This is a genomic window from Janibacter hoylei PVAS-1 (assembly GCF_000297495.1).
Lineage (GTDB): Bacteria > Actinomycetota > Actinomycetes > Actinomycetales > Dermatophilaceae > Janibacter > Janibacter hoylei.
On record NZ_ALWX01000002.1, the window covers coordinates 1 to 17,615 of the forward strand.

At 71.4% G+C, this 17,615-nt stretch carries 22 protein-coding genes and 1 riboswitch; of the genes, 13 read left to right on the plus strand and 9 right to left on the minus strand.

Translation table 11 applies throughout. The features are described from left to right. Positions 1-173: 173 nt before the first annotated feature. Together B277_RS00345 and B277_RS00350 are read right to left on the minus strand one after the other, a co-directional pair. The gene (locus B277_RS00345) at positions 174-860 is read right to left on the minus strand and encodes a C40 family peptidase (RefSeq protein ID WP_007923835.1); all 687 of its coding nucleotides are present in this window, start codon (positions 858-860) and stop codon (positions 174-176) included. 82 nt (positions 861-942) lie between these two features. Continuing rightward, a riboswitch (cyclic di-AMP (ydaO/yuaA leader) is annotated at positions 943-1,111 on the minus strand. A 97-nt stretch (positions 1,112-1,208) separates the two neighbouring features. Then, positions 1,209-1,889 carry a GTP pyrophosphokinase gene (locus B277_RS00350; protein WP_007923839.1) on the minus strand — a complete coding sequence of 227 codons (681 nt, stop codon included), beginning with the start codon at positions 1,887-1,889 and terminating at the stop codon, positions 1,209-1,211. A gap of 117 nt (positions 1,890-2,006) precedes the next feature. Between B277_RS00350 and B277_RS00355 the strand changes: the two genes are divergently transcribed. Beyond that, on the plus strand, positions 2,007-2,516 hold the full coding sequence (locus B277_RS00355; protein ID WP_007923841.1) for a DUF4919 domain-containing protein: 510 nt from the start codon (positions 2,007-2,009) through the stop codon (positions 2,514-2,516). Next, positions 2,513-3,472 (plus strand): GNAT family N-acetyltransferase, encoded by a 960-nt coding sequence (locus tag B277_RS19625; protein WP_007923843.1) that lies wholly within the window; start codon positions 2,513-2,515, stop codon positions 3,470-3,472. The genes B277_RS00355 and B277_RS19625 overlap by 4 nt, the downstream gene beginning before the upstream one ends. A gap of 3 nt (positions 3,473-3,475) precedes the next feature. Here the strand turns inward: B277_RS19625 and B277_RS00365 are convergent, their stop codons facing one another. After that, positions 3,476-4,456 carry a WXG100 family type VII secretion target gene (locus B277_RS00365; protein WP_007923845.1) on the minus strand — a complete coding sequence of 327 codons (981 nt, stop codon included), beginning with the start codon at positions 4,454-4,456 and terminating at the stop codon, positions 3,476-3,478. A 124-nt stretch (positions 4,457-4,580) separates the two neighbouring features. On the opposite strand from B277_RS00365, the gene B277_RS00370 reads away from it, so the two are divergent. Then, positions 4,581-5,075 carry a hypothetical protein gene (locus B277_RS00370; protein WP_007923847.1) on the plus strand — a complete coding sequence of 165 codons (495 nt, stop codon included), beginning with the start codon at positions 4,581-4,583 and terminating at the stop codon, positions 5,073-5,075. Here the strand turns inward: B277_RS00370 and B277_RS00375 are convergent. Next, on the minus strand, positions 5,062-5,328 hold the full coding sequence (locus B277_RS00375; RefSeq protein WP_007923848.1) for a metal-sensitive transcriptional regulator: 267 nt from the start codon (positions 5,326-5,328) through the stop codon (positions 5,062-5,064). The two genes, B277_RS00370 and B277_RS00375, sit on opposite strands and share 14 nt — an antisense overlap. A 25-nt stretch (positions 5,329-5,353) precedes the next feature. Beyond that, positions 5,354-5,755, minus strand: coding sequence for a DUF302 domain-containing protein (locus B277_RS00380; RefSeq protein ID WP_007923850.1), 402 nt, complete (start codon positions 5,753-5,755; stop codon positions 5,354-5,356). 135 nt (positions 5,756-5,890) lie between these two features. On the opposite strand from B277_RS00380, the gene B277_RS00385 reads away from it, so the two are divergent. The 3 genes from B277_RS00385 to B277_RS00395 all read left to right on the plus strand — a co-directional run bounded on the left by B277_RS00385 (position 5,891) and on the right by B277_RS00395 (position 8,809). Continuing rightward, a complete protein-coding gene (locus tag B277_RS00385; RefSeq protein ID WP_007923851.1) occupies positions 5,891-6,076 on the plus strand; it encodes a rhodanese-like domain-containing protein in 186 nt (61 codons plus the stop codon). Between the two features lie 291 nt (positions 6,077-6,367). Further along, positions 6,368-7,405, plus strand: coding sequence for an NAD(P)-dependent alcohol dehydrogenase (locus tag B277_RS00390; protein ID WP_007923852.1), 1,038 nt, complete (start codon positions 6,368-6,370; stop codon positions 7,403-7,405). 234 nt (positions 7,406-7,639) lie between these two features. After that, positions 7,640-8,809, plus strand: coding sequence for an endonuclease (locus B277_RS00395; RefSeq protein WP_007923853.1), 1,170 nt, complete (start codon positions 7,640-7,642; stop codon positions 8,807-8,809). A 3-nt stretch (positions 8,810-8,812) separates the two neighbouring features. Here the strand turns inward: B277_RS00395 and B277_RS00400 are convergent, their stop codons facing one another. Further along, positions 8,813-9,220 carry a hypothetical protein gene (locus tag B277_RS00400; RefSeq protein ID WP_007923854.1) on the minus strand — a complete coding sequence of 136 codons (408 nt, stop codon included), beginning with the start codon at positions 9,218-9,220 and terminating at the stop codon, positions 8,813-8,815. Between the two features lie 102 nt (positions 9,221-9,322). Here B277_RS00400 and B277_RS00405 point away from each other — a divergent pair, with 102 nt between their 5' ends. From B277_RS00405 to B277_RS00415, 3 genes are all read left to right on the plus strand, one after another. Next, positions 9,323-10,165, plus strand: coding sequence for a MerR family transcriptional regulator (locus B277_RS00405; protein WP_007923855.1), 843 nt, complete (start codon positions 9,323-9,325; stop codon positions 10,163-10,165). A gap of 135 nt (positions 10,166-10,300) precedes the next feature. Then, positions 10,301-11,467, plus strand: coding sequence for a glutaminase (locus B277_RS00410; RefSeq protein WP_238539332.1), 1,167 nt, complete (start codon positions 10,301-10,303; stop codon positions 11,465-11,467). Further along, positions 11,467-12,186, plus strand: a complete 720-nt coding sequence (locus B277_RS00415; protein WP_007923857.1) for an alpha/beta hydrolase — start codon at positions 11,467-11,469, stop codon at positions 12,184-12,186. The genes B277_RS00410 and B277_RS00415 overlap by 1 nt, the downstream gene beginning before the upstream one ends. 26 nt (positions 12,187-12,212) lie before the next feature. On the opposite strand, the gene B277_RS00420 is transcribed toward B277_RS00415, so the two are convergent. From B277_RS00420 to B277_RS00430, 3 genes are all read right to left on the minus strand, one after another. Beyond that, positions 12,213-12,998 carry a GTPase domain-containing protein gene (locus B277_RS00420; RefSeq protein ID WP_238148095.1) on the minus strand — a complete coding sequence of 262 codons (786 nt, stop codon included), beginning with the start codon at positions 12,996-12,998 and terminating at the stop codon, positions 12,213-12,215. Positions 12,999-13,008: 10 nt separating this feature from the next. Further along, the gene (locus tag B277_RS00425; protein ID WP_040880435.1) at positions 13,009-13,230 is read right to left on the minus strand and encodes a mycoredoxin; all 222 of its coding nucleotides are present in this window, start codon (positions 13,228-13,230) and stop codon (positions 13,009-13,011) included. A gap of 108 nt (positions 13,231-13,338) precedes the next feature. Further along, a complete protein-coding gene (locus tag B277_RS00430) occupies positions 13,339-14,016 on the minus strand; it encodes a SprT-like domain-containing protein (protein WP_007923863.1) in 678 nt (225 codons plus the stop codon). Between the two features lie 121 nt (positions 14,017-14,137). Here B277_RS00430 and B277_RS00435 point away from each other — a divergent pair, with 121 nt between their 5' ends. From B277_RS00435 to B277_RS00450, 4 genes are all read left to right on the plus strand, one after another. Continuing rightward, complete coding sequence (locus B277_RS00435; RefSeq protein WP_007923865.1) at positions 14,138-15,136, plus strand: LLM class flavin-dependent oxidoreductase; 999 nt, start codon at positions 14,138-14,140, stop codon at positions 15,134-15,136. Positions 15,137-15,305: 169 nt separating this feature from the next. Next, complete coding sequence (locus B277_RS00440) at positions 15,306-16,115, plus strand: M57 family metalloprotease (protein WP_007923867.1); 810 nt, start codon at positions 15,306-15,308, stop codon at positions 16,113-16,115. A 480-nt stretch (positions 16,116-16,595) separates the two neighbouring features. Further along, positions 16,596-17,102: a hypothetical protein gene (locus B277_RS00445; RefSeq protein ID WP_007923870.1), complete on the plus strand. Its 507-nt coding sequence runs from the start codon at positions 16,596-16,598 to the stop codon at positions 17,100-17,102. Between the two features lie 25 nt (positions 17,103-17,127). Next, a complete protein-coding gene (locus B277_RS00450; RefSeq protein ID WP_007923876.1) occupies positions 17,128-17,610 on the plus strand; it encodes an ASCH domain-containing protein in 483 nt (160 codons plus the stop codon). Positions 17,611-17,615: the final 5 nt, after the last annotated feature.

The following is a 17,615-nucleotide window of genomic DNA, read 5'->3' on the forward strand; positions in this document are numbered from 1 at the left end:
CTAGGGAAATGCGCACCCCCGCSCGCATTTCCCTAGGGAAATGCGGGCTGGGGTGGCCGTCAGGGGGGTGGGGTGGTCATTTCCCTAGGGAAATGCGGTGGGGTGGCATGACGAAGGGCGGTCCCGACCGTGGTCGGGACCGCCCTTCGTGGCGTACGGCTGGGCCGGTCGGATCAGACGCGGCCGTAGGTGACGGCGCTGGTCCAGATGGCGCGCTTGGTCGTGTCGACGCGCGAGTTGCCGGCGTCGTACATCTTGCCGTTGCCGGCGTAGATGCCCACGTGCCACGCCGGGGCGCCGAAGAAGACGAGGTCGCCGGCGCGGGGCGAGGAGACGCGGGACGTGGAGCGACGCTGCTGCTCGGCCGTACGCGGCAGGGTCTTGCCGTGGCGGGCGTAGACGTAACTGGTGAAGCCCGAGCAGTCGAAGCCGGAGGGCGTCGTGCCGCCGGAGCGGTACGGGGTGCCGACGAGGCTGGAGGCGGTCGAGAGGACCGAGCTGCTGGAGACCGAGCGGGTCGAGGTGCGCGAGGAGCGGGTCGAGGTCGAGCGGCTGCTCGACGACTTCAGGCCCATCTTGGTGCCCGTGCGCGGACCGACGACGCCGTCGGCGGCCAGGCCCTTGCGCTTCTGCCAGCGCTTGACGGCCGCCTTGGTCTTCGGGCCGAAGACGCCGTCGGCGGTCACGCCGACCTTGCGCTGGATCTGCTTGACGACGGTGCCGCGTGAGCCCTGCTTGACCAGACCGGAGAAGGAGGCCTTGGCGGTGGCCGACTGGGTCGACTGCGTCGCGGGGGCGGCGGTCGCGCTCTGCGCACCGGCGGTGGCGGTACCGAGGCTGACGGCCGCGACGGCGACCATGGTCGCGCCCGCACGCTTGCCGGTCTGGGAGGACTTGCTGGGGGGCGCGGTGGCGCCCGGTGTAGAACATCGACATGGCGAACTCTCCTGCGCCTACGGAGTTAGCTGTCGGGTTGAGGTGGAGAAGCACCCCGCCCTTCCGGTCCGAAGACCGAGAGGACTGCACCCCAAGGCACGAGTGCCGTGGATCGGTGGGTCCCCCGCTCCTGCCGTGACGTGTCAGGGGCCATTCGGGCTGGCAGGATTCGGCGACCCGGTGGCAACCCCCGTGTGTGGGGTCGGGAGAAGAGTAGGGCATGTGGACACGAATTGGTAACAGGGCCTGTGGACGGGATGCCCGGGACCTGCTCAGTCCCCGTGCACCGCCCGGTGCAGCTGCGCCATCTCCTCGTCCATCCGGGCCGCCGTGCCGGCCGCGTCGGTGATCCGCTGCCGCAGATCGGCCGGGACGTCCCCTTCGTACTTGTAGAAGATCTTGTGCTCCGTGCTCGCCCAAAAATCCATGGCGACCGTGCGGAACTGCACCTCGACGGGCACCTGCACCGGACCCGAGGAGAGGAAGACGGGGATCTCGAGGATGACGTGCAGCGAGCGGTAGCCGTTGGGCTTGGGGTTGGCGATGTAGTCCTTGACGACCCGCACCGTGATGTCCGGCTGGTCGGTGAGCGCGGCCATGAGTCGGTAGACGTCGGCGACGAAGGAGCAGATGACCCGCACGCCGGCGATGTCGGTGATGTGCTCGCGCAGCTGCGGGATGTCGAGCTCGACGCCCTGACGCGCCGCCTTCTCGAGGATCGACTCGGGGGACTTCACCCGCGTCGAGATGTGCTCGATCGGGTTGTCGAGGTGCAGCTCGGTGAACTCCTCGCGCAGGATCTCCAGCCGGGTCGCGACCTGCTCCATCCCGAAGCGGTAGCCGAGCATCATCCGGGTGAACTCGTCGCGGATCTGCGCGAACCGTCGGATCGCCTCCTCGGGCAGCACGGCGGTCGGCTCCGTGGGCGGGGGCGCGGCGGTGGGCTCGGTCATGGCGTCTCCGGGATGGGGTGCGTGACAACCCTAGGCATCGTGTCTGGGAGCCAGCCGAGCGTGGCCTGCACTCCCGCGCGGCGGATACGGTCGGGGCAGACCACCCGAGGAGGGACGATGACCGAGGCCCACGCCCAGACGCTGCGCGAGCTCGTGACGCGGTACCTGACCGAGCAGACTCCCGCCAACCTGGCCGCGCTGCGCCACGCGGTGCGGTCCTCAGGCAGCTTCGACCCCGACGTCGACCTGCGGGGGGTCATCCCGCTGCTCGAGGCGGGGCGTCACCGCGAGGCGCTCGACGCGGTCCACGCCAAGATGCCCGGTGCCGCCCTCAACCCCCTGGCCCACCGCCTGCTCGCCGCAGCGCACGAAGCGCTGGGTGATGACGACGCCGCCCGTCGCGAAGCCACCCTGCACACGCTGTCCGTCGCGAGCGTCCTCGCCACGGGCGACGGCACGCAGGAGCGCCCGTGGTCGGTCCTGCGCGTCGCCGACGAGTACGACGTCATGCGAGCGAAGGGGGTCACCCCCCGTCGTCAGGCCACGCGCACCGTCGACGGTCGGGTCGTCGACGTGCACGAGGTCGTCGACGGCCCGGACGTGTGGTTCGTCCTCGACCCGGCATGACGGGTTCGACCTCGCTGCTGCCGATCACCACGGAGCGGCTGCTGCTGCGGCCATACACCCACGCCGATCTCGACGCCAGCCTCGCGTACTACGGCGACCCGCAGGTGGCGCATCACCTGCTCGAGCCCCCGTGGACCCCGGCCATCGCCCGGGAGCGCATCGCCGAGCGCGTCGAGCGGACCGGGCTCGACGGGCCACGACGGAGGCTGGCCCTCGTCGTCGAGCACGAGGGGCGAGTCGTCGGTGACGTCGCACTGTGGGCCAGGGACGCCAGCGGAGCCACGTGCGAGGTGGGCTGGGTCTTCCACCCCGACGACGCCGGGCGGGGTTTCGCGACGGAGGCCGCCGCGGCGGTGCTCGACCACGCCTTCGACCACCACGGCGTGCACCGCGTCGTCGCCGAGCTCGATGCCCGTAACCTCGCCTCGGCCGCGCTGTGCGAGCGCCTCGGCATGCGTCACGAGGCCACTCACCGGCAGGACCTCTTCAGCAAGGGCGAGTGGACCGACACCCTCGTCTACGCGGCGCTCGCGAGCGACCGGCCCCGTGAGGTCGGTGACGCGATCGTCGTCAGCGCCGTCGACCTGCGCGATGCCGGAGGGCGGGTGCTCACGGTGCGCAAGCGTGGCACCGCCGCCTTCATGCACCCCGGCGGCAAGCCCGAGCCGGGCGAGACCGCCGCGCAGTGCGCGCTGCGCGAGGTCGAGGAGGAGCTCGGCCTCGTGCTCGACGCGGAGCGCCTCGAGCTCGTCGCCGTCCACCGCACCGCGGCCGCCAACGAGGCGGGGCGACCGCTCATCGCGAGCGTCTTCCGGCACCCGCACCTGTCGCACGTCACGGGGCCGGTCGTGCACCCGGCCGCCGAGATCGACGAGGTCCGCTGGACGGCCGTCGACGAGCCGCTGCCGGACGACGTCGCGCCGCTGCTCCGCTGGCTCGTCGACCGGGAGACGTGAGGGTCAGCCGGACTCCGAGGCCTCGAGCAGCCGGTCGAGCTCCTCGGGGGTGAGCTCCTCGGCACGGCGACGCTCCTCCTCGAAGGCATCGGCCTCGAGCGGCTGGTCGACATAGCCCTGCGGGTCCTCGTCCCACTCGGTGTAGTCGCCCTGGTTGTCGTGCCACGCCTCCACCTCTTCCGGCGTCACCCCGTTGTCGTAGGTCGGCTCGATGCCGCGCCAGTCCTCCCACCAGCTCGTCGTGCCGTCCTCCACGGCCTGCTGCTGCATGGCGTGGCGGGTCTCGTGGGACGCGGTGTTGAGCACGTCGGGGTTGGCCAGGTCGGAGTCGTCGATGACGACCCGGCCGCGACCGCGGTTCCACAGGTTGGGGTCGTAGTACGCGCCGGCATCGCCGTCCGCATCACCGAACTTCACGAGCGGGGGTGGGTCGATCCCGTACTCCTCCGCCTGCTCGAGGACCATCTGCTCGAGGATCGCCCGGCGCTCGTCGTCCGTGTAGGTCTCCCACTGCGCGGCGACCTCGGGCGGGATCTCGCCGAGCTGCCCCTCGAGCGGGTCGTCGGAGGGCGGCGGGGGTGCTGCCGGTGCGGTGATCTCGTTGGCGAGCGGCAGGTCCGGCACGCCCAGACCGATCGGCGCCCGCGGTCCGGCGAGGGAGTCGGGCGCGCCCGTGCCGAGCGCGCGCCCGGTGCTCGCGCCCGCGCTGGCCCGCGCCGCGCTCCCGCGCTCCTGGTCGTCGGCCTGCTGCTGCAGCTCGGTCGCCATTGTGCGGCACGAGGTCTCTGCCCGGGCCAGGGCCGACCGGGCATCGGGCCACGCGTGCGCGAAGCCCTCCGCGTCGGGGCCCGACCAGCTCGCGAGCAGGAGGGCCAGCTGTCCGGTCCCGCGCTGGGCGATGTCGTGGATCAGGCCCGCGCTGTCGGCGAGCTGCCCGCTCACCTCGTGCATCCGCTGCGGGTCCCCGCCCTCCGTCACGGCCACGTCTGCTCCCTTCGTCGCGACGGACGCTATCGGACGGTCACGGCCGGTCTCGATGGGGAGCGCTCCCCACGGCGCGCGGCGCCCGCGCTGGCAGGGTGTGGCCCGACAGGACGAAGGGAGAGCCATGAAGGTCGTCGACCCCAAGGGCAGGACGTGGCGGGTCTCGAGGCGCTGGATGCCGTGGCGCCGCAGGTCGAGCATCGGGGACTGGTGGCAGGTCCCCAGCGGGTCGGGGCTCGGCGACGACCCGATCAGCATGATCATCGGTGTCCTGCTGCTGCTCCTCATCATCCCCATCGCCATCGTCGCGCTGGTCGTCGCCCTGGAGCTGCTCCTGCTGCTGCTCGTCCTGCCCTTCGCCCTGCTCGGCCGGATGGTCTTCGGGCGGCACTGGCACGTCGAGGTGCGTGAGGGCTGGACCTTCGTGTGGGAGACCGAGGCCGGCGGCTGGCGCAGCAGCGGTCGTGCCATCGAGCAGATCGCCGACGGGATGCAGCGCGGGCTCACCCCGTGGCAGGCCGCGGGTCCCGCTGCGGCGCAGGCCTCCCCGCACCCTCCGGGTGTGGGTGGGCCGCCGCCCGGTCAGCCGCCCCCGCCGCCGGGCGTCAGGCGAGGGTGAGGAAGAGCTTTTCCATCGCAGCGCGGTCGTCCTCGTCGACCCCGTCGGGCGAGGAGAGGCACTCTCGCAGGCCAGAGGAGACGATGGCGAAGCCCGCGCGGTCGAGGGCGCGGCTCGCTGCGGCGAGCTGGGTCACGACCTCCTTGCAGTCGCGCCCCTCCTCGATGAGGCGGATGACGCCGCCGATCTGACCCTGGGCGCGGCGCAGTCGGTTGACGACCGGGCCCATGTCCTCCATGTCGAGGGTGACCATGTCTCTCTCCTTCGGGGTCGGTGGGTCAGGAGACCCTGCTCGGCAGCGAGGCCAGAGCGGTGTCGAGGCGGGTGCGGGCGTCGGCTGCGACGTCCTGCAGCTGCTCATTGTCCGTCACCCCGACCATCATGTCGGGGTCGAGGGCCTCGACGACGGTGCGGACGTCGCCGTCGGCGCGCACGACGACATTGCACGGCAGTAGGAGCCCGATCGAGGGCTCGTGGGCCACCGCCTGCTGCGCCAGCTGGGGACGGCAGGCACCGAGGATGACGTAGGGGGGTAGGTCTGCGTCGACCTTCGCCTTGAGCGTGCCGGCGAGGTCGATCTCGGTGAGGACACCGAAGCCTTGGTCGGCGAGCGCCTCGCGCGTCGCAGACAGGGCCAGCTCGAAGGGGGCGTCCACGGTGGTCGTGATGCCGTACTGCATGTCCGTCCTCCCGTTCCGTCTGCGTGTCGTGACAGACGGAGTATACCCCGCGGGGTATCGGTGGGACTGAACTCACCCTCCCTTCGCCCAACCCACCAACGTTGTGCGCGCATGGCTGCCCGGAGAGGGGCAGCCATGTGGCAACAGCGACGCCTGGCCAGGTCTGCGACCGCCGAGCTGGGTTGGACAGATGCCCCCGGGGGTATTAACGTCCGTGCCCTGCGCATCGCGGCGAGCCTGCTGCGCTCGGTCGGCCACCCGGACGTCACCGACCTCGTCTGCGGGTACGCGGCCTGGGAGCAGCAGACCGTCGACGCGTGAGCGCCAGAGGTGACCTCACCTCGACCAGAGAGGTGGGGTGAGAGGCGGATGGTGGGCGGAGTGAAGGCCCTCTGTCGTCCCGTCTCGACGTCCTGGCGCAGTTGTCGACGATGGGCGCGGCAATGACCGCGTCCATCGTCGATATCCACGCCCAGGGGCGAGGGGGTGGCGCGCCCCGAGCCGTCAGCGCCCGAGGGGGCACGCCACCGGGCTCAGGCCGCGTTTGGTCCTCGCGGGGAGCAGGAGTTGACTGAGGGGGTTCCCCCTTCGTCCACTCGAGAGGAGCGCCCCGTGCGCACCGTGAAGGCCTGGGCGGCCCCGTCCGCCACCGAACCCCTGACCGCGACGACCATCGAGCGTCGGGACGTCGGCCCCAACGACGTCCTCATCGAGATCGCCTACGCCGGCATCTGCCACAGCGACATCCACACCGCCCGCGCCGAGTGGGGCGACGTGCCCTACCCCATCGTCGTCGGCCACGAGATCGCCGGCACCGTCGCCGAGGTCGGCTCCGAGGTGACGAAGCACGCCGTCGGTGACCGCGTGGGCGTCGGCTGCCTCGTCAACTCCTGCGGCGAGTGCGATGCCTGCCGGGCGGGCCACGAGCAGTACTGCCCCGACGCGATCGGCACGTACAACGCGACCGACCGCGACGGCACGACCACGCAGGGCGGCTACTCGACGCACGTCGTCGTCGACGCCGACTTCGCGCTGAAGATCCCCGAGGGCCTCGAGCTCGACGTCGCCGCCCCGCTGCTGTGCGCCGGCATCACGACGTGGACCCCGCTGCGCCGCTGGGGCGTGCGCGAGGGCTCCAAGGTCGCGGTCGTGGGTCTCGGCGGACTCGGGCACATGGGCGTCCAGCTGGCCGTCGCCCTCGGCGCCGAGGTCACCGTGCTCTCGCAGTCGCTGAAGAAGCAGGAGGACGGCGTCGCACTCGGCGCCACCGACTACCGGGCGACGAGCGACGCCGAGACCTTCACCGACCTGCGCGGCAAGTTCGACCTCATCCTCAACACCGTGAGCGCCGACCTGCCGATCAAGAAGTACCTGTCGCTGCTCGCCCCCGAGGGCACCCTGGTCAACGTCGGCGCCCCGGCCGAGCCCTTCGAGGTCCCGGTCTTCTCCCTCATCGGAGGCAGCAAGGCGCTCGCTGGATCCAACATCGGCGGGATCCCCGGCACCCAGGAGATGCTCGACTTCTGTGCAGAGAAGGGCATCGGCGCCAAGATCGAGGTCATCCCGGCCGACAAGGTCAACGAGGCCTGGGACCGCGTCGTCGCCTCCGACGTGCGCTACCGCTTCGTCATCGACGCCGCGACGATCTGAGGCACGCACCCCCGAGCACCGGAGGGCGTCCTGGTGCATCTCGTGGCGGCATCCGCCGTGAGATGCACCAGGGCGCCCTGGTGTGCACGCACAGAGGGTGCACGGCCAGCCGGCCGACGGTCTGGCTCGGACGAGGGGAAACCCGGACCGGGCCCTGACCTGCTGTTCACCCACGGGGCCCGGAGCGTCGCGAGCATGGGGGCGACCCCCTTCGCCCACCCGTGAGGTCCACCCATGTCCCGCACGATCCGCCGGCTCGTCGGCATCTCCGCCGCGGCCGCCCTCGTCGCCCTGCCGAGCCTGCCCTCGCAGGCGCTCACGGTCACCGCCGCCACCAGCCAGGCTGCCGCGACCCCGCTCACCGTCACCGCGGCCCTCGGTCAGCAGGACGGCGCGACGCAGACCGTCCGTGGCTACGTCGTCGGCCAGCCGACCGCGACCGACCGGGTCGTGACGAGCGGCTTCCCCAACGACTACGCCATCGCGATCGCGGCGACGCCGGGCGAGACGGACACCGGCAAGATGCTCTACGTGCAGGTCCCCTCGGCGCTGCGCTCGCAGTGGGGGCTGGCCAGCAACCCCGACCTCGTGGGACAGCAGGTCGACGTCACCGGCGCGCTCGAGGCCTACTTCTCCCACGCCGGGGTGACGGGCACCAGTGCCATCGCGCTCGCCGACGGCACCGCCCCCGAGGAGCCCGAGGATCCCGGCGAGCCGACCGACCCCGGCAGCTACTACGACGGCACCGCCGGCCTGACCGGCTCGGCCCTCAAGTCCAGGCTGCACGACATCATCAGCACGCACACCGTCCTGTCCTACGACCAGGTCTGGGACGGCATCAAGGACGTCGACGAGGACCCGCAAGACACCAGCAGCGTCGTCCTGCTCTACAAGGGCACTTCCTCGCCGAAGTCGAACAACGGTGGGGGAGTGGACAACTGGAACCGTGAGCACGTCTGGGCCAAGAGCCACGGCGACTTCGGCACGTCCAACGGCCCGGGCACCGACCTGCACCACCTGCGCCCCACCGACGTCACCGTCAACAGCGACCGGGGCAACCTCGACTTCGACAACGGCGGCAGCGAGAACGGCGAGGCTGCCGGCAACTACTCCGACAGTGACTCGTGGGAGCCGCGCGACGAGGTCAAGGGCGACGTGGCCCGGATGATCTTCTACATGGCGGTCCGCTACGAGTCGGGCGACCGGATCGATCTCGAGGTCAACGACCAGGTCAACAACGGCTCCAACCCCTACATGGGGCGGCTCTCGGTCCTCAAGCAGTGGAGCCAGGAGGACCCGCCCGACGCCTTCGAGCAGCGGCGCAACGAGCGGATCTTCGACAACTGGCAGGGCAACCGCAATCCCTTCATCGACCACCCCGAGTGGGTCGAGTCGATCTGGTGAGGCTCAGTCGGTGAGGGTCAGCTCGTAGGTCGTGCCCGCGTCCGTCGTCGGGGTGGCGAGCTCGAGCGGGGTCCCGCGATCGACGGTGAAGTCGTGCTCCGGGTCGAGCAGGTTGATCCCGCCGCCGTCGTTGACCGGCGACATCGCTTCGGTCGTGCGGATCTCGACCTCGCCGTCGTCGACGTCGGTGAAGGTGATCTCGAGGTCGTCGTCGACGCGGACGGTCTGGCCCTCGACCGCCTCGACGTCGGTCGTGGTGTCGGTGGACTCGTGGTCGGGGTCCCAGCCGTTCCAGTCGCTCGCGGTGATCGTCAGCGGGACGGGGTCCTGGTCTCGGTCGAGCACCCCGCATCCGCCGAGGGGCAGCGCGAGGGCGAGGGCCGTCGTGAGGGTGAGGTGCCGCCGGGTCATGGTCGCTCCTGTCGTCGCTGTCGGGGATGGGACGGGTCGGAGCCGGTCCCGGTTCCACTGCGTCCTTGACCCTCACACCGTGTGAGGCGACAGGGTGGGCCCATGACCGACACCCCGGACCTCATGTCGATCGGCGAGTTCTCCTCCCGGTCGCGTCTCAGCGTGCGGATGCTGCGCCACTACGGCGAGCACGGGATCCTCGTGCCCGCCGACGTGGACGCGGCCTCCGGCTACCGCCGCTACGCGCCCGAGCAGCTCGCCGAGGCCGCCCACGTGAGGCGGCTGCGCGACGTGGGCTTCACGGTGTCCGCCATCTCGGTCCTCCTCGCCGCCCACGGCACCGAGAGCTACCGGCAGGCACTCGCCCTGCAGCGGGAGTCCCTCGGCGACGAGCTGCGCGCGGCCCGGGAGCGGCTGGCACTCATCGACCAGCTCCTCGACCAGGAAGGCACTGCCATGTCCACCATCACCGTCACCCGTACGACCGTCCCCGCCCGCACCGTCGTCGCCCTGCGCGGCACCGTCCCCGCCTACGACCAGGAGGGTCGGCTGTGGGAGCGGCTGCTCCCCGAGCTCGAGCGTCAGGGGCTGGTCCCCACCGGTCCGTGCGGCGTCTTCGAGCACGACCCCGAGTACCGCGAGGCCGACCCGACCCTGTCCATCTGGTTGCCCGTGCCTCCCGGCACCACCGCGCAGGCGCCCCTCGAGGTGCACGAGCTGCCTGAGCAGGAGGTCGTCCTCGCTCGCGTCGAGGGGCCGTACACGCTGATCAGCGAGGCCCATGCCCGCATCGACGAGCTGGTCCGGTCCGAGGGGCTGACCCTCGCCCCGCGCTCCGGCCTCGACGACGACATCGCCGTCCTCGGCTTCAACTGCTATCTCGTCGACCCCTCGCAGGCCGCCCCGGAGGACCTCATCACCGAGGTGTGCGTGCCGCTGGGGTGATGCACGCTCGCCCCCCCTGCGTCCTCGCCTGACAGGATCGGGACATGCGCTCTCCCGTGCCCGACTACCTGACCGAGGTCGCCGAGGCCTGCTCCGCGCCGAAGGGGGGGCGAGCCCGCTTCCTACATCCCCGAGCTGGCGAAGGTCGACCCCGACCGCTTCGGCATCGCGCTCGCGACGATCGACGGCGAGGTCTACGCCGTCGGCGACGCCGAGCACGAGTTCACGATCCAGTCGATCTCCAAGGCCTTCGTCTACGGGCTCGCCGTGCGCGACCACGGACTGGAGCAGGTCCTGGAGAGGATCGACGTCGAGCCGAGCGGCGAACCCTTCGACGAGCTCTCCCTCGACGCCAGTGGCCGCCCGCGCAACCCGATGATCAACGCCGGGGCGATCACCGCCCACTCCCTCGTCGGCGAGCCCGACACCGCGCCCCACGAGCGGGTCGAGCGGATCATCCGGCTCCTGTCCGACCTCGCCGGTCGTGAGTTGTCCGTCGACGAGGACGTGTGGCGCTCGGAGGTCGCCACCGCCGACCGCAACCTGGCCATCGCCCACATGCTGCGTAGCCACGGCATCCTCACCGACTCGGCGGAGGAGGTCGTGAGCGCCTACTCACGCCAGTGCGCCGTGCTCGTCACCGCGAGCGACCTCGCGCTCATGGCGGCGACCCTCGCCAACGGCGGCATGCAACCGGTGACCGGCAAGCAGGTCTTCACCGGCGCCCAGGTCCGCCACGTCATGTCGGTCATGCTCACCTGCGGCATGTACGACTCCGCGGGCGACTGGGTCTCCTCGGTGGGCATCCCGGCCAAGAGCGGCGTCGGCGGCGGCATCATCGGGGCGCTGCCCGGGCAGGCTGGCCTGGCGACCTTCGCGCCACCGCTCGACGAGCACGGCAACAGCGTCCGCGGCGTCGAGGCCTTCGCGCGGCTCTCGAGGGACATGGGCATGCACCTCATGCAGGTCGCGCCGCCAGCCCGCTCGGTGATCCAGTCGACGCGGGTCGTCCAGCGCGGCGGCGAGTCCATGCGCACCTACTACCTGTCGGGCACCATCGGCTTCAGCGGCGCAGAGCTCGTCGCGCGCCGGCTCTCGCAGGACCCGCCCGAGCAGCATGCCGTCGTGCTCGACCTCACCGGCGTGCACTCGGTGACCGACGTCGGCAGGCGGATGCTGCTCGAGACGGCGCGCCGGCTACGCCTCGACGGGCACGAGGTCTACCTCGTCGACACCGACGACGTCATACCCGATGCCGACCCCGGCGACGGGCGGCGCCTCCCGCTCCTGGCCGACCAGTGATGCTGCGCCGACTCATCTACCCCGTCCCCGCGTGGGACCCGGAGGGCGGCCTGCCCGTCGAGACGACGGCGGCAGGCACCCACCTCGTCCACGCGCCGGCCCCCGAAGGCGGTCGCACGATCGTCTACTTCCACGGCAACGGCTCTGATCTGGCCTCGATCAGCCCGCTCGCCGGGCTCTTCGCCCGGCACGGCCTCGGCTTCGCGGCCGTGGAGTACCCCGGATACGGCCCGGCGGCCGGGCGTCCGCACCAGGAGGCGATCCTCGCGGCCGCGCGCGACGGGCTGGCGCACCTCTCCCTTCGCGCGGAGCGGACGGTGCTCGTGGGTGAGTCGCTCGGCTCGTCGGTGGCCGCACACCTGGCCGCGGAGGGAGTCCTCCACGACGGAGGGGCCTCGAAGGGGAGCGGGCGTCTCGTCCTCGTCTCGCCCTTCACCTCGATGACCGCGATGGTGCAGCGGGTCGCGCGGGTCTTCCCGCGCCGGCTCGTGCCGGACCGGTGGGAGACCGACGTGCTGGTGGGCCGCATCGACGTCCCCACGCTGCTCGTCCACGGCGAGCGTGACGACCTCGTGCCGCTGGTGATGAGCGAGCAGCTGGCACGAGGGATCTCGTCGTCGCAGCGGGTTGTCGTGCCGGGGCGGACGCACAACAACCTGTGGGAGGCGCCGAGCACCTGCCTCGAGGTGGTGGCGGCCTTCGCCAGCGCAGGGGGCTGAGTCGTCCGATGCCGGTGCGGCGAGGCTCAGACGTGCCCGGACAGTTGGGCCATGCGCGACTCGAGGGCGGTGAGCATCGTGCTGCACCGCTTGTCGGCGTCCTTGCGGGCGGCCTTGGTGCCCCCTTCGGCCGGCTCGGTGCACATCGGCAGCACGTCGACGGACAGGCGGGCCCCGCCGGCGAGCGAGCGCAGCTCGTCGAGCTTGGCCGCGAAGGGGGAGCCGCTGCCCGGGCTGTAGTACCGGACCGCGTCGTCGACCTCGTCGGGGAAGAGGTCGGCCTTGGTGACGACGATGACGAGCCACACCGGTCGGTCGCGCCGCAGGGCCATGGAGGCGATGCGGTGGGCCGTGATCGTCCAGTCCTCGAGCTCGGCGGCCAGCTGCTCCTCACGGGTCGCGGCGGCGTCACCGCTCGTGCCGGCGGTGCGCCGTGGGGTCGCGTGCCCCCACGCGACGACGTGCAGGACACCGTCGACGGGGTCGTCGTGGAAGACCTCGTCCAGGGCGCCCAGGCGCGTGGCCGCGTTGTCACCGGGGACGACGCGGAAGCGGAAGCCCTTGCCCTTCGCCGAGCGCCGGGTGCGCCGCTCCATCGTCGCGGAGCCGACCTCGACGGTGCTCTCCGCGGTGGTGCGCCGGGCCAGCCGGTCGGCGAGCCGGGTCTTGCCGACACCAGTCATGCCGGTCACGGCGACGGCGGGGAAGCGCCCGCGGAAGAGGTGACCCAGCTGGTGCGGGGCCCCCGACAGCGCCGAGAGGGCGGTTCCGGCGAGGGTCGTGCCCATGGCAGTGCGGGTGGCGGAGGACATGCGCGCCATCTCAGCCCAGCGCCTTCTTCACGTCGGCGAGGGAGGGGTTGGTCGCGGAGGAGCCGTCGGGGTAGAGCACGGTCGGCACCGTCTGGTTGCCGGCGTTGATGACCTCGACGAGCTCGGCAGTGCCGGGAGTCGTCTCGATGTTGATCTCGGTGTAGCCGATGCCCTCGCGGTCGAGCTGGGACTTCAGCCGGCGGCAGTAGCCGCACCAGCTCGTGGAAAACATCGTGACCGTCCCGTCAGCGGGCAGGTCGACACCGGGGGGCAGGATCTCGCGAACGTTCACCCCTCCAGCCAACCACGAGTCGGCGCCCGGACCATCACTCGGGGCGGGTCAGGCGGCCTCGACGTCGTCGAAGGGGACGGTGAGCACCATGCCGCGACCACGGACGTGGTACCGGGAGCGGCCTCGTTTGGTGACGACGCCGACGAAGCCCTCGTAGCGGCCCGGCGTGAGGACCCGGACCCGGTCGCCGATGGCGACGGGGACGCTCGACGGGGACCGGGAGGCGCGGCGCTCGATGGTCGTCAGCTCGCGCTCGTAGGCCGGGCTCATCACGGCGGGGACCCCGTCGTGGGTCCAGGTGAAGACGGCATCCGCCGAGAACCCAGCACTGCACTCGCGGCAGGAGGTGACCCGCGACGGGCGGCGGTGCCGGTCCACGGTGTGCCCGGCCGGGCAGGTCCCCACCCAGGCGCCCGGGATCGTCGCAGCCTCCTCCGGCAGGCACCGTCGGGGGCTGGCCCCGATGCTCACGGCCATCGCCTGCCAGCGGGGGCCGTGCCCGTGGCGTGGGCCGACGAGAGCATGGGCGATCTCGTGCAGGACGGTGTCGCGCACCTGCTCCCGGTCGTGCAGGCGGGTCAGCGGCGCGCTCAGCCCGATCGACCGGCGACCCCAGCGGCAGACGCCGGCGCGCTTCTTGGCCCGGTCGAGCTCGAGCTGCCAGTCGTGCAGCCCGTGCTCGTCCATGAGCTCCCGCGCCATGCGCTGCGCCTCGCCGATGTCCATGGCAGGAGAGTAGGTCGTGCGGCCGACGGGCCGGCGCGGCCGCGACCACCTGTGGACCGCTCCCTTCGTGCGGTGCCGGGTGTGGAATACCTGCGCTCCGCACGGGGTTGCCGCCAACGTGATGCCGAAGCTCTCTCTCCTTGACCTGGCCACCGTGGGCCGCGACCAGCCCGTCCGAGACGCGCTCGCGGACACCGTCACCCTCGCCCAGCGGGCCGACGAGCTGGGCGCCTTCGAGCGTCTCTGGTTCGCCGAGCACCACAACATGGGCCGGATCGCCTCTGCCGCCACCTCCGTGCTCATCGGCCACGTCGCCGCCCGCACCGAGCGGATCCGCGTCGGCTCCGGCGGCGTCATGCTCCCCAACCACTCGCCGCTCGTCATCGCCGAGCAGTTCGGCACCCTCGCCGAGCTCCACCCCGGTCGCATCGACCTCGGGCTCGGCCGCGCACCCGGCACCGACGGCGCGACGATGCGCGCGCTGCGCACGGACCCGCGCGCCGCCGAGTCCTTCCCCCAGGACGTCCGCGAGCTGCAGGGCTACCTCGCCGACGAGTCGATCGTCGACGGCATCCACGCCTATCCCGGCCGCGGCACCCGGGTCCCCCTCTACATCCTCGGCTCGTCGCTCTTCGGTGCCCAGCTCGCCGCCGCCTACGGGCTGCCCTACGCCTTCGCCAGCCACTTCGCGCCTGACGCGCTCGAGCAGGCCGTGCAGGTCTACCGCGAGCGCTTCACCCCGAGCGAGCAGCTCGACGCCCCCTACGTCATCGCCGCGGCCAACGTCATCGCCGCCGACGACAGCGCCACGGCGACCGACGCCGCGGACCAGGTGCTGCGGGCCCGGGTGCGCATGCTCGCCGGCCGGGTGGGCGGCAGCGACTCCCGCCTCGACGACGACATGGTCACCGCCCTCCTCGACACCGCCGTGGGCGCGCAGGCCCGTCACATGCTCACCCACACGATCGTCGGCGACGCGACCCAGGTGGCCGAGGGGCTGCGCCAGTTCGCTTCTCTCGCAAGGGCGGACGAGGTCATGCTGACCAACCCGGCGCCTGCCCTCGACCTGCGGCTGCGCACCCTCGAGATCCTCGCCGGCATCCACACGGACGGCGACTGACGCCCCCTTCGGCCTCGCCCGCGACCAATGCTTGGTGGTCCTGACGAAGTCCTGAAGCGCCCTTCCGCATCCCTGACGCGCTGGGGATGGAGTCGAGGGACGGTGCGCGCATAGCGTCCAACCCACCGAGGCAACGCAATCGCGAGGCCGGAGATGAAGGGTGAAGCACATGAAGCGCACCACCAAGCGCGCTACCACCGTCCTGGCGCTCGCCGCCGTCGTCTCGCTCGGCGGGGCCGGGCTCGTCCAGGCGGACCAGGTCGACGAGCCGTCGTACTCGGAGTTCAAGTCCGGGACCTACCAGGACCCGACGGACGGCCAGTACATCGTCAACGGTGACATGCCGCTCAAGGGTGAGAAGCAGCTGCGCGACTTCTACCAGGACCTCGTCAACCCGCAGTACGAAAACCAGCTCATCGTCAACACCGTCTACGGCAAGGACGACATCTGGAGCGCCAGCCAGGCGCAGGATCTCACCTACTGCGTGAGCACCGACTTCGGCTCCGACCACGCGGCGATCGTCGACGCCATGGAGGCTGGCGGTAACCAGTGGGAGAGCGCGAGCTCCGCGGTCGACTTCACCTACGACTCCAGCCAGGACGCCAACTGCTCGACGAGCAACGACAACGTCCTCTTCTCGGTCGAGCCGGTGCAGGGCGCCAGCTACATCGCCCGTGCCTTCTTCCCGAGCACCTCGAAGTCCGCGCGCAACGTGCTGGTCAACACCGACCAGATCTTCTCGTCGGGCTCCTGGACGGCCGACAACGTCCTGGCGCACGAGCTGGGTCACGCGCTCGGCTTCCGTCACGAGCACACCCGCCCTGAGTCGGGGACCTGCTTCGAGGACAACAACTGGCGTCCGCTGACCCCGTATGACTCGTCGTCGATCATGCACTACCCGCAGTGCAACGGCTCGAGCGACGACCTGAGCATGACCGAGGCGGATCGCGAGGGTATCCGCTCGGTCTACGGTTCCTGAGCCTCCCTGGGCTCCGGGACCACCCCTGGAAGGGATGCCCCCTTCGCGCCGGACTTCCTCCCCGGACGCGAAGGGGGTTTCTCATGCCCGCGACTCGTCCCTGACCGGATAGCTGCTGGTCGGGCCCTGCCGCTGGCGGCGGCCGCGGTCAGTCGGTGGGCGGCACGCGGGAGGGGTCGGTGACGAGCAGGGGGTGGACCGCTGCGCACGCGCGTCGATGGCCTGCCACCCCGGGGCCGCGTCGTCGTCGACGTGCTCCTCGGGCTCGGGTTGCTCGTCCTGCCTCTACTTCTTGCCCCACCTGGACATGCGGCCAGTCTGGCAGTCCTCCGGCCCGGTGGGCCTGCGCCGGGCCGGAGGGCCGGCGACGATGAAGGGATCCTCACGAGCGACTCATGGTCACCTCATGGTGGCTCCCTAGCGTGCAGTCATCGGGGTCGGCCGCAGGGGCAGGCCCGGGACGTCGAAAGGCACGCCACCATGAAGCGCATCCTCTCCACCCTCGCCGCCTCCGGGCTCGTCCTCACCGCTGCCGTCGCGACCGCTCCGTCAGCCGCGGCCGGCGACCGCACCTGCCGCGGCACGATCGGCAAGGTCACCGTCGACGACGTCAAGGTCCCGAAGGGAGCCACCTGCACGCTCAAGGGCACCCGGGTCAAGGGCAACATCACCGTCGGCTCCAAGGCCGTGCTCAAGGGCCACAACATGCGCGTCGACGGCAACATCCAGTCCTCCGGTCACAGGTCGGTCGCCCTGGGCTACAACACGATCGACGGCAACATCCAGCTGAAGTCCGGCGGCAGCATGAGCATCCGCAAGAACACCGTCGACGGCGACATCCAGGTCTTCAGCAACAAGAGCGGCGCGAAGAACATCTACGACAACCGCGTCGACGGCAACCTGCAGTGCAAGAGCAACTCGCCCGCCCCCAAGGGCGCGCGCAACAAGGTCAAGGGCAACAAGGAGGACCAGTGCCGCCGCTTCTGAGGCACCGCGCTGGCACCATGGGCTGATGGATGACATCGAAGCCTTCTGGCAGCGGGCGCAGCAGCACGCCGACCTCGCCTCGGTGAGCTCGTACACGGGTGAGAACCCGCTGGCGCTGCTGCGTCCGCCAGCCTGGGGCTTCGGTGCGACGCCGGCCCAGGCGGACGAACTGCTCGACCTCGTCCTCGCGGGTACCAAGACCGCGACCGCCTCGTCGCAGTGGGAGTACGAGGCCGAAGGGGAGGAGCTGCCCTCGGCCGGCACGCTCGGCATCGTCGTCGACGGCTCGGGCACGCCCCGCGCGCTCGTCGTGACGACTCGGGTGCGGGTGCTCCCCTTCGACGAGGTCGACGAGGAGCACGCCCGCGCCGAGGGCGAGGGCGATCGCACCCTGCGCCACTGGCGCGAGGTGCACGAGCAGTTCTTCACCGAGCACGCGGGCGGGCGGGACTTCGCCCCGGACATGCCGGTGGTGCTCGAGGAGCTGCGCGTGGTGTACGCGGAGTAGCCCGG

Bases quoted from the DNA above. Each gene is read 5' to 3' on its own strand.
- B277_RS00345 (WP_007923835.1), bottom strand. From the start codon at position 860: ATGGTCGCCGTCGCGGCCGTCAGCCTCGGTACCGCCACCGCCGGTGCG.
- B277_RS00350 (WP_007923839.1), bottom strand. From the start codon at position 1,889: ATGACCGAGCCCACCGCCGCGCCCCCGCCCACGGAGCCGACCGCCGTG.
- B277_RS00355 (WP_007923841.1), top strand. From the start codon at position 2,007: ATGACCGAGGCCCACGCCCAGACGCTGCGCGAGCTCGTGACGCGGTAC.
- B277_RS19625 (WP_007923843.1), top strand. From the start codon at position 2,513: ATGACGGGTTCGACCTCGCTGCTGCCGATCACCACGGAGCGGCTGCTG.
- B277_RS00370 (WP_007923847.1), top strand. From the start codon at position 4,581: ATGAAGGTCGTCGACCCCAAGGGCAGGACGTGGCGGGTCTCGAGGCGC.
- B277_RS00375 (WP_007923848.1), bottom strand. From the start codon at position 5,328: ATGGTCACCCTCGACATGGAGGACATGGGCCCGGTCGTCAACCGACTG.
- B277_RS00380 (WP_007923850.1), bottom strand. From the start codon at position 5,755: ATGCAGTACGGCATCACGACCACCGTGGACGCCCCCTTCGAGCTGGCC.
- B277_RS00385 (WP_007923851.1), top strand. From the start codon at position 5,891: ATGTGGCAACAGCGACGCCTGGCCAGGTCTGCGACCGCCGAGCTGGGT.
- B277_RS00395 (WP_007923853.1), top strand. From the start codon at position 7,640: ATGTCCCGCACGATCCGCCGGCTCGTCGGCATCTCCGCCGCGGCCGCC.
- B277_RS00400 (WP_007923854.1), bottom strand. From the start codon at position 9,220: ATGACCCGGCGGCACCTCACCCTCACGACGGCCCTCGCCCTCGCGCTG.
- B277_RS00405 (WP_007923855.1), top strand. From the start codon at position 9,323: ATGACCGACACCCCGGACCTCATGTCGATCGGCGAGTTCTCCTCCCGG.
- B277_RS00415 (WP_007923857.1), top strand. From the start codon at position 11,467: ATGCTGCGCCGACTCATCTACCCCGTCCCCGCGTGGGACCCGGAGGGC.
- B277_RS00420 (WP_238148095.1), bottom strand. From the start codon at position 12,998: ATGTCCTCCGCCACCCGCACTGCCATGGGCACGACCCTCGCCGGAACC.
- B277_RS00425 (WP_040880435.1), bottom strand. From the start codon at position 13,230: ATGTTTTCCACGAGCTGGTGCGGCTACTGCCGCCGGCTGAAGTCCCAG.
- B277_RS00430 (WP_007923863.1), bottom strand. From the start codon at position 14,016: ATGGACATCGGCGAGGCGCAGCGCATGGCGCGGGAGCTCATGGACGAG.
- B277_RS00435 (WP_007923865.1), top strand. From the start codon at position 14,138: ATGCCGAAGCTCTCTCTCCTTGACCTGGCCACCGTGGGCCGCGACCAG.
- B277_RS00440 (WP_007923867.1), top strand. From the start codon at position 15,306: ATGAAGCGCACCACCAAGCGCGCTACCACCGTCCTGGCGCTCGCCGCC.
- B277_RS00445 (WP_007923870.1), top strand. From the start codon at position 16,596: ATGAAGCGCATCCTCTCCACCCTCGCCGCCTCCGGGCTCGTCCTCACC.
- B277_RS00450 (WP_007923876.1), top strand. From the start codon at position 17,128: ATGGATGACATCGAAGCCTTCTGGCAGCGGGCGCAGCAGCACGCCGAC.